The organism is Planococcus sp. CAU13 (assembly GCF_000775575.1).
Classification (GTDB): Bacteria; Bacillota; Bacilli; order Bacillales_A; family Planococcaceae; genus Planococcus.
The window spans coordinates 1-10,115 of the sequence record NZ_JRGN01000030.1; the positions used below are offsets into that span (position 1 = coordinate 1).

General features: G+C 48.0%; 9 protein-coding genes. 1 reads left to right on the forward strand and 8 read right to left on the reverse strand.

All coding sequences use genetic code 11. The annotated features are described in order from the left end of the window. Nucleotides 1–53: 53 nt before the first annotated feature. From KW93_RS00950 to KW93_RS00985, 8 genes are all read right to left on the reverse strand, one after another. Nucleotides 54–1,163: a Nif3-like dinuclear metal center hexameric protein gene (locus tag KW93_RS00950; RefSeq protein ID WP_033541080.1), complete on the reverse strand. Its 1,110-nt coding sequence runs from the start codon at nucleotides 1,161–1,163 to the stop codon at nucleotides 54–56. After that, complete coding sequence (locus tag KW93_RS00955; RefSeq protein WP_033541081.1) at nucleotides 1,150–1,863, reverse strand: tRNA (adenine(22)-N(1))-methyltransferase; 714 nt, start codon at nucleotides 1,861–1,863, stop codon at nucleotides 1,150–1,152. The genes KW93_RS00950 and KW93_RS00955 overlap by 14 nt, the downstream gene beginning before the upstream one ends. Before the next feature lie 62 nt (nucleotides 1,864–1,925). After that, on the reverse strand, nucleotides 1,926–2,330 hold the full coding sequence (locus KW93_RS00960) for a c-type cytochrome (protein WP_033541082.1): 405 nt from the start codon (nucleotides 2,328–2,330) through the stop codon (nucleotides 1,926–1,928). Nucleotides 2,331–2,457: 127 nt separating this feature from the next. Beyond that, nucleotides 2,458–3,597 (reverse strand): acyl-CoA dehydrogenase, encoded by a 1,140-nt coding sequence (locus KW93_RS00965; protein WP_033541083.1) that lies wholly within the window; start codon nucleotides 3,595–3,597, stop codon nucleotides 2,458–2,460. A gap of 140 nt (nucleotides 3,598–3,737) precedes the next feature. Continuing rightward, nucleotides 3,738–4,892: an RNA polymerase sigma factor RpoD gene (gene rpoD / locus KW93_RS00970; protein ID WP_033541084.1), complete on the reverse strand. Its 1,155-nt coding sequence runs from the start codon at nucleotides 4,890–4,892 to the stop codon at nucleotides 3,738–3,740. A 32-nt stretch (nucleotides 4,893–4,924) separates the two neighbouring features. Further along, entirely contained in the window at nucleotides 4,925–6,718 is a 1,794-nt protein-coding gene (gene dnaG, locus KW93_RS00975; protein ID WP_033541085.1) for a DNA primase, read from the reverse strand. A 201-nt stretch (nucleotides 6,719–6,919) separates the two neighbouring features. After that, nucleotides 6,920–7,723 carry a pyruvate, water dikinase regulatory protein gene (locus tag KW93_RS00980; RefSeq protein ID WP_033541086.1) on the reverse strand — a complete coding sequence of 268 codons (804 nt, stop codon included), beginning with the start codon at nucleotides 7,721–7,723 and terminating at the stop codon, nucleotides 6,920–6,922. Between the two features lie 12 nt (nucleotides 7,724–7,735). Then, nucleotides 7,736–8,374 carry a helix-turn-helix transcriptional regulator gene (locus KW93_RS00985; RefSeq protein ID WP_033541087.1) on the reverse strand — a complete coding sequence of 213 codons (639 nt, stop codon included), beginning with the start codon at nucleotides 8,372–8,374 and terminating at the stop codon, nucleotides 7,736–7,738. Nucleotides 8,375–8,690: 316 nt separating this feature from the next. Between KW93_RS00985 and KW93_RS00990 the strand changes: the two genes are divergently transcribed. Next, the gene (locus KW93_RS00990) at nucleotides 8,691–10,067 is read left to right on the forward strand and encodes a glycine--tRNA ligase (protein WP_033541088.1); all 1,377 of its coding nucleotides are present in this window, start codon (nucleotides 8,691–8,693) and stop codon (nucleotides 10,065–10,067) included. Nucleotides 10,068–10,115: the final 48 nt, after the last annotated feature.

A 10,115-nucleotide genomic window follows, 5' to 3' on the forward strand; every position in this document is an offset into this window, starting at 1 on the left:
GTTAGATTTGAACTCTAACTTTTGGGGTGCTCCACCAGAAGAGGCATTTTTCTTTATATCAGCTTAAACGGTTCCGTATCCACTTCAGAAGGCAAAAATTCACATTGCCAGTCGGTACGTTTCGCCAATTGATTCGCCACTCCGCGGATCATAACTTTTTCGACATGATGGCCGGGATCGACGATATTCAAGCCGATCGCCTGGGCATCCTGTGCCGTATGGAAATACATATCGCCTGTCACATACACATCCGCTCCGGCGCGTTTGGCCTGATGGATGTATTTATTGCCGTCGCCGCCAAGAACAGCGACTTTCTTAACTTTATCTTCCTCATTGCCGACAATGCGCGCAAAAGGAACATTCAATTTCTCTTTCACCATCTCCGCAAAACCGCGAAGCGTCATTTCTTGTTCCAATGTCCCAACACGGCCAAGCCCCATCGGCAATTCTTTATTTTCCAGAGTGAACACATCGTATGCGACTTCTTCATAGGGATGGGCGGCAATCATGGCTCGAATTACGCGGTCCTTTTCGGATTTGCGGACGACCACTTCAATCTTCGACTCTTCGGTCATTTCCATTTTGCCGGCCTCCCCGATAAACGGATCCGCTGCTGCAGTCGGCCGGAAGCGGCCTGTGCCTGACAGTGTATAACTGCAGTGCTCATAGTCGCCGATTGCACCCGCCCCTGCATCGCCAAGCGCCTGGCGAACCTGTTCTTCATGGCTTTCCGGCACAAATACGGCAACTTTGACCAATTCCGTTTCATAGGTTTGGACGAGAACCTCGGTATCCTGCAGCCCAAGGGCTTGAGCCAGAAGATCATTGACTCCGCCGAAAGCAACATCCAGATTTGTGTGGGCGGCATAAACGGCTATATCATGCTTGATCAACTTTTCCATAAGCCGGCCCTGCGGCAAATCGGTCTGAAGATTTTTCATGGGGCGAAAAATCGGAGGATGATGCGCAATGATCAGTTCCGCTCCTTTCGCAATCGCCTCATCGACGACCGCTTCATTGACATCAAGCGTTACGAGCACCCGCCCGACTTTCTTATTTAATGTGCCGACGTGAAGGCCGATGGGATCGCCTTCCATCGCAAGATATTTCGGTGACCATTTCTCGAATTCCTCGATGATCTGTTGGCCATTAGGTATTTTCACCGTGCAGCACCTCTTCCGCTAACCGTATTTTTTCGACAAGCTCCTGTTTTTTCGCTAAAATTTCCAGCGTCTGTTCAGTCGACTCCACCGACAGAAGTATTCGTTTCCACTGTGAACTTTCCCGCTCCCACTTTTCTCTAAACTCAGGCGGCTTCTCTTTGATGAGTACAGGCCCCATTAAAAGCTCCTGCTGGGAATAGGATACGGACGCCGATGAAGGTTCAAGTACAATGATTTCGTAAATCTTATCGTTTTCCTTCAGGATTTCCTCATCGACGATGGCCCATCCGTTGGCAGCTGCCCAGTCCCGGATCGCTTTGGCATGGACATTCGGCTGCAGGATCAGGCGTCTGACCCCGTCCAGATTCGCTTTACCGTCTTCCAGGATCGAGGCGATCAATGGACCGCCCATGCCGGCAACTGCGACAGCAGTCACTCCGTCTGCCGGGTCGATTGCTGTGAGCCCGTTCGCGAGCCTGACTTCGATCTGTTCATCGAGCCCTTCCTGACGAACCTGTCTTACCGCTGATTCATATGGTCCTTTGACCACTTCACCGGCAATTCCTTTATTTATTTTTCCCTTTAATGCCAGATAGCACGGCAGGTACGCGTGATCACTGCCGATATCCGCCAGAACTGCGCCTTGCGGTACATGTGAAGCGACCCGCTTCAGTCTCTCCGATAATTGTTGTGCATTCATCCAAAATCCTCCATTTGACAGAAAAACCCTTAGCTCCAGAAGAACTAAGGGTTTTTGTGCTATTATTCTCCGAGTGACAAGACCCACTCAGCCATTGCCGGAATGTTCTCTTCCTCAACAAGTCCGCCTGGCATTTGGCCTGCACCTTCTGCAATAATCTGTTCGATTTCTTCCTGTGACATTTCAGTATCAATTAATGATGGCCCTAATCCGCCTTCATAGCTTGAACCGTGACAAGAAATACAGCTTTCCTGAGCTTTAGCTTCCGGGTCGAATTCCCCTGCATTGGCAGTGTCTTCGCCTTCGCCAGAGCCTTCGCCTGTTGCTGCACCTTCGCCTGCTTCTTCAGATCCATGTTCTTCGCCAATTTCAGCTTGGTTGCTGACGCCTTCCAAGGACATGAAGAAAATCAAGCCGATACCGAAAGCCATGATTAAGATATAAGGTACAATTGCATTTTTTTGCATCCGTTACCCCTCCCTCTACAAGTTCTGCATATGATAGTGTTCGTATCATTCATTATTGTACTGTATTCTGCAATAAACTGAAAGGAATATCAGATAAGTTTTACCGCTTTGTGACAAATTCGGTAATTTAACAGCCGATTTGACGGGCAATGACCATGCGCTGAACTTCTGATGTGCCTTCTCCGATTTCGAGCAGTTTTGCGTCACGCATATAGCGCTCCACTTCATATTCCTTCATATAGCCATAGCCGCCGTGAATCTGGATTGCTTCATCTGCGACTTCCATAGAAATTTCAGAAGCGTAAAGTTTCGCCATCGAAGCTTCTTTTGTGAATGGACGCCCCTGATCTTTCAGCCATGCCGCCTTATAGACCATATTGCGGGCCAATTCAATCTTCATTGCCATGTCAGCCAGTTTGAATTGAGTGATCTGGAATTCTGACAGGGCTTTGCCGAATTGTTTCCGTTCTTTTGAATAAGCAAGTGCACGGTTGAAAGCAGCCTGCGCGATTCCGACTGCCATCGCAGCGATTCCGATGCGTCCGCCGTCAAGAGTGACCAAAAATTGTTTGAAGCCTTCTCCGCGTTTGCCTAATAGATTTTCTTTTGGCACCCGGACATTCTCCAATACCAGTTCTGTTGTGTTCGATGCATTCAAGCCCATTTTTTCGTAATTGTCGATGATTGTGAAGCCTTCTGCATCGGTCGGCACGATGATGGCGCTGATTTCCTTTTTGCCGTCATTCATGCCAGTAATGGCTGTAATTGCCAGATGTTTTGCGTGGCTTGCGTTTGTGATATAGACTTTAGATCCGTTGATGACCCAGTCATCGCCGTCTTCAATAGCACGGGTTTCTGTGCCGCCCGCATCCGATCCGGCATTGGGTTCTGTCAGTCCGAATGCACCGAAAGATTCGCCTGTGCAGATCGGTGTCAGGTATTTTTCTTTCTGCTCTTCTGTACCGAACAGGTTAAGCGGTGCACCGCCAAGTGAAATATGCGCTGAATACGTGATTCCTGTCGAAGCACAGGCGCGGCTGAGTTCTTCCGTCACAATAGCAAAACTTGTGGTATCCGCTCCGGCACCGCCGTATTTTTCATCAAACGGCAATCCCATCATCCCCATGTCGGAAAGCTGTCTGAAAATTTCAGTCGGAAATTCCTTGCTGCGGTCCCGGTCAATCGCTCCCGGAGCAACCACCTTATCTGCAAATTCCTTAATCGTCTTTTTGATCATCTGGTGTTCTTGCGTCAAATCGAAATTCATCTTTTTACATCCCCTTTTTTCTGAATACGCTTACAATATTCATTATATAGCTAAAATTCCGTCAAACTCAATAGATAAGGGTAAAATGATTTTTTGCAACAAAAAACCGTTTCCCATATGTAAATGAGAAACGGCAAGTTTTATTCCAAAAAGTCTTTCAGACGTTTGCTTCTTGAGGGGTGGCGAAGCTTGCGAAGCGCTTTGGCTTCGATCTGACGAATACGCTCACGCGTAACGCCAAATACTTTTCCTACTTCTTCAAGTGTACGCGTACGTCCGTCGTCAAGACCGAAACGCAGACGCAAAACATTTTCTTCACGGTCCGTCAGTGTATCAAGTACATCTTCTAGCTGTTCTTTCAATAATTCATAAGCTGCATGGTCTGATGGAGACTGTGCATCCGAATCTTCAATGAAATCACCAAGATGCGAATCGTCCTCTTCCCCGATCGGCGTTTCTAGAGATACCGGTTCCTGGGCAATCTTAAGGATTTCACGCACTTTTTCCGGCAGCAGATCCATTTCCTCACCAATTTCCTCAGGTGAAGGCTCACGTCCAAGATCCTGCAGCAATTGACGCTGCACGCGAATCAGTTTGTTGATGGTTTCAACCATATGAACCGGGATACGGATCGTGCGTGCCTGGTCGGCAATCGCACGGGTAATCGCCTGCCGGATCCACCATGTAGCATACGTACTGAATTTGAAGCCTTTCGAGTAATCGAACTTTTCAACCGCTTTGATCAGACCCATGTTCCCTTCCTGGATCAGATCCAGGAACAGCATACCGCGCCCGACATAGCGCTTGGCAATACTGACAACTAAACGAAGGTTAGCTTCAGCAAGGCGTTTTTTCGCTTCTTCATCACCCTGTTCAATCAATTTGGCAAGGCGGACTTCCTCTTCCGCTTTCAAAAGGTCAACCCGCCCGATTTCTTTCAGGTACATGCGGACCGGATCATTGATTTTGACGCCCGGCGGCACACTCAGATCATTCAAATCGAATTTTTCTTCTGTAGGTTTCATCAGACGGTCAAGATGTTCTTCATCATCCGATTTCCGTTCCAGCTCAATGCCGTGCCCTTCCAGCTGATCGATAAACTCTTCCACCTGGTCGGATTCCATTTCAAAAACCGCTAATTTATCTGCAATCTGCTCATAATTAAGCTCACCGCTTTTTTTGCCGGCTTCTATCAATTGTTTCTTGGCTTCCTCCACACTCACATCCGGACCCTCCGTAGTCAATGGTACATTTGTTGCTTCAACTTCATTTTGGCGTTCAGACTTTTCAGCCATTTTGACTTCCTCCTTTAAAAACCGGGTTTAAACTATAGCGACTTACGTAAAGCAATCACTTCTTGCGCAAGAAGCAGAGCACGTTGCAGATCATGCTGTTTTTCCGCTTCTTTCGATTGCTGGATCTTCAACAGGATTTCCTGCTCAATCCGATGCTTGCCCAAATGTTTGAGGCAATCGGAAATTTCTTCATCCGGATGATCCGGGTCCCGTTCGGACAGAGCGGACTCCATCACCAGTTTACGGAGTTCAGCATCCTGGAGCGTTTCAAGGAATTTATGAAAATCCGCCTTATTCCATTCTTCATAAAATCCGAGCAATTGCACGTATATTGCCTGGAATTCTTCGCTGATGAACGGAATTCCATCGTCGACGGCGAGTTTGTCCATTACACTGGCATCCGCCAATGCATGGGCAAGCAGCAGCCTTTCTGCCCGGTGCAGCGAAGTGACTTTTTTCGGTTCGCGCCTCACAGTCTGCGGAGCGGGTTCCGTTCGGTTTCTTTCAACAGTCTTGTTCTCCAGTTTGCGGTAATGCTGCAAAATGGCTTCCTGCGACAAACCTGTTTCATTGGACAATTGCTTGATGTAAAGATCCCGTTCGAGCGGTGTCGACCGTCCCGCCAATAATTGGAGGACATCCTGAATATACTGGAGCAGATCATTTTCATACTGGAAATTTTTATGGCGGCGAGCATGCATCATGGCAAAAGCGATGAATGCATGCGGCTTGCCGATAATCTGTTCCTTAAAAGCTTCGCTGCCGTTTTCCCTGACATAATCATCAGGATCCATTTTTCCCGGTAAGACAGCAACTTCAACTTTGAATTTTTCTTCATTTAATGCAATCGCAGCCCGTTTCGCAGCTTCCCAGCCGGCATCGTCTCCATCAAAGCAGATCACCACTTCCTGTGCGAAACGCTTCATGATGCGGATGTGCTGCGGCGTCAGGGAAGTACCCATGGTCGCAAGGGCATTATCGACTCCCGCTTTTCCGGCGGCGATAACATCCATGAACCCTTCAAATAGAACGATTTTCCGATTTTTTCGGATTGGTCCTCTTGCCAGATGAAAATTATAAAGCACCTGGCTTTTCTGGAAAATGGGAGATTCAGGGCTGTTCATATACTTCGCTTCCTGTTTCGTGTTTTCCATGATTCGCCCTGAAAATGCGATGGCCTTGCCGCTTTCATTCATGATGGGAAACATGATGCGTCCGCGGAACCTGTCAAAATGGCCCTCAGATTGCTCCCGCGCAATGGCTAGACCGCTCGATTCCAGTTCTTCTTCGGTATACCCTTTTTTCAGCAAGGCAGAAGACATATAATTCCATTCCGGCAAAGACCAGCCGATCCGGTATTTTTCAATGATCTCACGCGTGAACCCGCGGTTTTCCAGATAATCGAGAGCCGCTTGGCCTTCTTCTGTATTCAGCAGGATATGGTGGTACATATCAGCAGCGAATTCATGCATGCCCACGAGCCGATTATCGGCTTTGGACGGTGCCTGGGCTGAGTCGGAAGGTGTGCTGATTTCAACATCGATGCCTGTACGCTGGCCTAATTTCGCTATAGCTTCCTGGAACGATAAATTTTCAATATCCATCAGGAAAGTGATAACATTACCACCCGCACCGCACCCGAAACAATGGAAGATCTGTTTATCGGAAGTAACAGAAAACGATGGGGTGCTTTCTCCATGGAACGGACAGAGCCCGAACCAGTTTCGTCCCCTTTTGGTTAATTGGACATATTCTCCAACAATATCGACAATATCCGCAGAAGAGCGGATTTTCTCAATCACTTCTTCTGATACCCGACTGGACACAATTTATCACCATCTTTATTTGCTTAACATACTTAATTCGAGATACAGCGGCAAATTCCTTCATATTTCATTAAAAAGATGAAGGAGTAAATTATGTCTATCTTATAGGTTTAGCCACAATTCTTCATTATAAAACTCTTTCGCAATAAAATCCACTGACAAAACAGAAAAACCGCCTTTACAGGTGGCTTTTCTTAAAGTTTATTTCCGTTTGCTCATAATCAAGTTGGCAGTTTCTTCCACAGCGCGGTTGGTAACATCAATCACTTCGCAGTTTATCTTTTCGACCACTTTATTGAAATGTTCGATTTCTTCATGGATGCGCTGGATTTTTGCATAATTGGCGTCATCATTCAAACCGAGTGCAATCAACCGCTCTTTGCGGATATGATTGAGTTTTTCCGGTGAAATGACCAGCCCGAAACATTTTTCCGGCGCCACTCTGAACAATTCCTCCGGCGGGTCCACTTCCGGCACGAGCGGCACGTTCGCCACTTTCAGGCGCTTGTGGGCCAAATATTGTGACAGCGGCGTTTTTGATGTCCTGGAAATACCGACCAGGACAATATCCGCCATCAGAATGCCTCTCGGATCGCGGCCGTCATCATATTTCACCGCAAATTCAATGGCTTCAACTTTTTTGAAATAATCATCGTCCAGTTTGCGGACCAGGCCGGCTTCTTCCAGCGGTTCTGCATTCAGTTCTACTCTCAGGGCATCCAGAAGCGGCCCCATCAGATCCACGGCTGTAACTTTCAGACGTGCCGTTTCCGACACAATGAATTCGCGCAGCCTGTTGGAAACCAGCGTATAGACGATAAACGCCCGCTGATCGGCCGCCATGTGAATGATGTCTTTGACCTGGTCGATGGAGTCTATATATGGAAACCGCTTCAATGAAACATTTTGATCAGGGTTCAGATACTGGCTGACAGCCGCTTTCGCCACCAGTTCCCCGGTCTCTCCCACTGAATCGGAAATCACGAAAATTCGCAGTAGTTTCATCCTTTTCCCACCTCACAATTCATGGCTTTCGGATAAGGACAAGAAAGCCCGGGTAATATTGGTTTTCGTAAGCCGGCCAACCACTTTCAATCCATCGGCCACTTCTTCGACCACCGGCAATGCATCGATCTGCTGATTGATCAGCCTGTTCGCTGCCTGGATCAGGGAGTCGGTCTTGAAGCAATAGGTGATATTCGGCATGCGGGTCATGATGATATGTACAGGAATGGAAGACAGATCTTTGCTGCCGATGCTCGTCCGCAAAAGATCCTTGCGGGACAGCACTCCTGTTAACAATGAATTTTTATCAACGACAAACAATGTGCCGACATCATCCAGGAACATTTGGCTGACAGCATCATAGACACTGACATTTTCTCTGACGACCACCGGTATCGACTGGAAGTCCTTTACTTTCATGTTATTCATCGTATCGGTTATTTCATGTCCCGGCTTTTTGCCGGAATAGAAATAGCCGACTCTCGGACGCGCATCCAGGAAGCCGGCCATTGTAAGGATGGCGAGGTCCGGGCGCAGCGTCGCCCTCGTCAGATGGAGCCGTTCGGCAATCTGTTCACCGGTAATCGGACCATTCCCTTTGACGATACGCAGAATCTCTTCTTGTCTTTTATTGAGTTCGATCGGACTCACCGCCTCAGGATATGTGTTATACTCAATGATGATTATTATATACTAATGGACGCCATATTGCGAAGAAAAGTTTGGCATGATACAATATGGAAAGATTCTATAAGCAGGCAATGAAAGATCGATAAGTACTGCCACATCAGCGAGCGGGGATGGTGAAAGCCCGTACAGGCAGGAAAAGGCAATCTGGAGCCATAATTTTTTTAAGCGGGCTGTTTTTTTGCAGCCAATCGGGGTGGAACCGCGGGTCATAACGTACTCGTCCTCGGACTTTATGTCCGGGACGTGTGCGATTTTTTATTTTATGGAGGTAATTTTTATGTCAATGGAAGATGTAGTAGCATTAGCAAAACACAGAGGCTTTGTTTTTCCGGGCTCTGAAATCTACGGCGGCCTGGCCAATACGTGGGATTATGGACCACTTGGCGTCGAACTGAAAAACAATATCAAAAAAGCATGGTGGAAGAAATTCGTCCAGGAATCCCCTTATAATGTCGGGCTCGATGCTGCCATCCTGATGAATCCGAAAACATGGATCGCTTCAGGGCATGTCGGCAACTTCAACGACCCGATGATCGACTGCAGGAGCTGTAAATCACGCCTGCGCGCCGACAAACTGATTGAAGAGGCTTTGGATGCCAAAGGAATCGAAATGATCGTTGACGGCCTGTCGTTTGAAAAAATGGCTGAATTGATTGAAGAGCATGCGATCGACTGCCCTGTCTGCGGCAAGCATGACTTTACCGAAATCCGCCAGTTCAACCTGATGTTCAAAACGTTCCAGGGTGTGACGGAAGCTTCAACAAACGAAATCTTCCTGCGTCCTGAAACCGCTCAGGGGATTTTCGTCAACTACAAAAACGTCCAGCGTTCAATGCGCAAACGCATGCCTTTCGGGATCGCCCAGATCGGTAAAAGTTTCCGCAATGAAATCACGCCGGGCAACTTCACATTCCGTACCCGTGAATTCGAACAGATGGAGCTGGAGTTTTTCTGCAAGCCGGGTGAAGATCTTGAATGGTACGCCTACTGGCGCGATTTCTGCAAACAATGGCTGCTTGACCTTCAAATGACTGAAGGCAATATGCGCCTGCGCGAGCATGATGCGGATGAACTTTCCCATTATTCAAATGCCACCGTCGACATCGAATACAAATTCCCGTTCGGCTGGGGCGAACTTTGGGGCATCGCTGACCGCACCGACTTTGACCTGAAACGCCATATGGAGCATTCCGGCGAAGATTTCAATTACATCGACCCGGTAACAAATGAACGCTACGTGCCTTATTGCATCGAGCCGTCGCTTGGAGCCGACCGTGTTACACTGGCATTCCTGGTGGACGCTTACCAGGTCGAAGAACTCGACAACGATGACAAACGCACGGTGTTGAAATTCCATCCGGCGCTTGCACCTTATAAAGCGGCTGTTCTTCCTTTATCGAAGAAACTGGCTGAAGGCGCGACTGAAGTATTCGCTGATCTTGCGAAGCATTTCATGGTCGATTATGACGACTCGCAGTCCATCGGCAAACGCTACCGCCGCCAGGACGAAATCGGCACGCCGTTCTGCGTGACGTACGATTTCGATTCGGTTGAAGACGGCCAGGTAACCGTACGCCACCGCGATTCCATGGAACAGGTGCGCATGCCGATCGCCGAAGTGCAGTCTTATATCGAAAAGCATATCCAATTCTAATTAAATGAAGAAGACCCGCCAAAGACTATTCGTCTTTGGGCGGGTCTT

What these genes read in the sequence shown, in the direction of transcription:
- KW93_RS00955 (WP_033541081.1), bottom strand. Translation starts at nt 1,863, where the DNA reads ATGAATGCACAACAATTATCGGAGAGACTGAAGCGGGTCGCTTCACAT.
- KW93_RS00960 (WP_033541082.1), bottom strand. Translation starts at nt 2,330, where the DNA reads ATGCAAAAAAATGCAATTGTACCTTATATCTTAATCATGGCTTTCGGT.
- KW93_RS00965 (WP_033541083.1), bottom strand. Translation starts at nt 3,597, where the DNA reads ATGAATTTCGATTTGACGCAAGAACACCAGATGATCAAAAAGACGATT.
- rpoD (WP_033541084.1), bottom strand. Translation starts at nt 4,892, where the DNA reads ATGGCTGAAAAGTCTGAACGCCAAAATGAAGTTGAAGCAACAAATGTA.
- KW93_RS00980 (WP_033541086.1), bottom strand. Translation starts at nt 7,723, where the DNA reads ATGAAACTACTGCGAATTTTCGTGATTTCCGATTCAGTGGGAGAGACC.
- KW93_RS00990 (WP_033541088.1), top strand. Translation starts at nt 8,691, where the DNA reads ATGTCAATGGAAGATGTAGTAGCATTAGCAAAACACAGAGGCTTTGTT.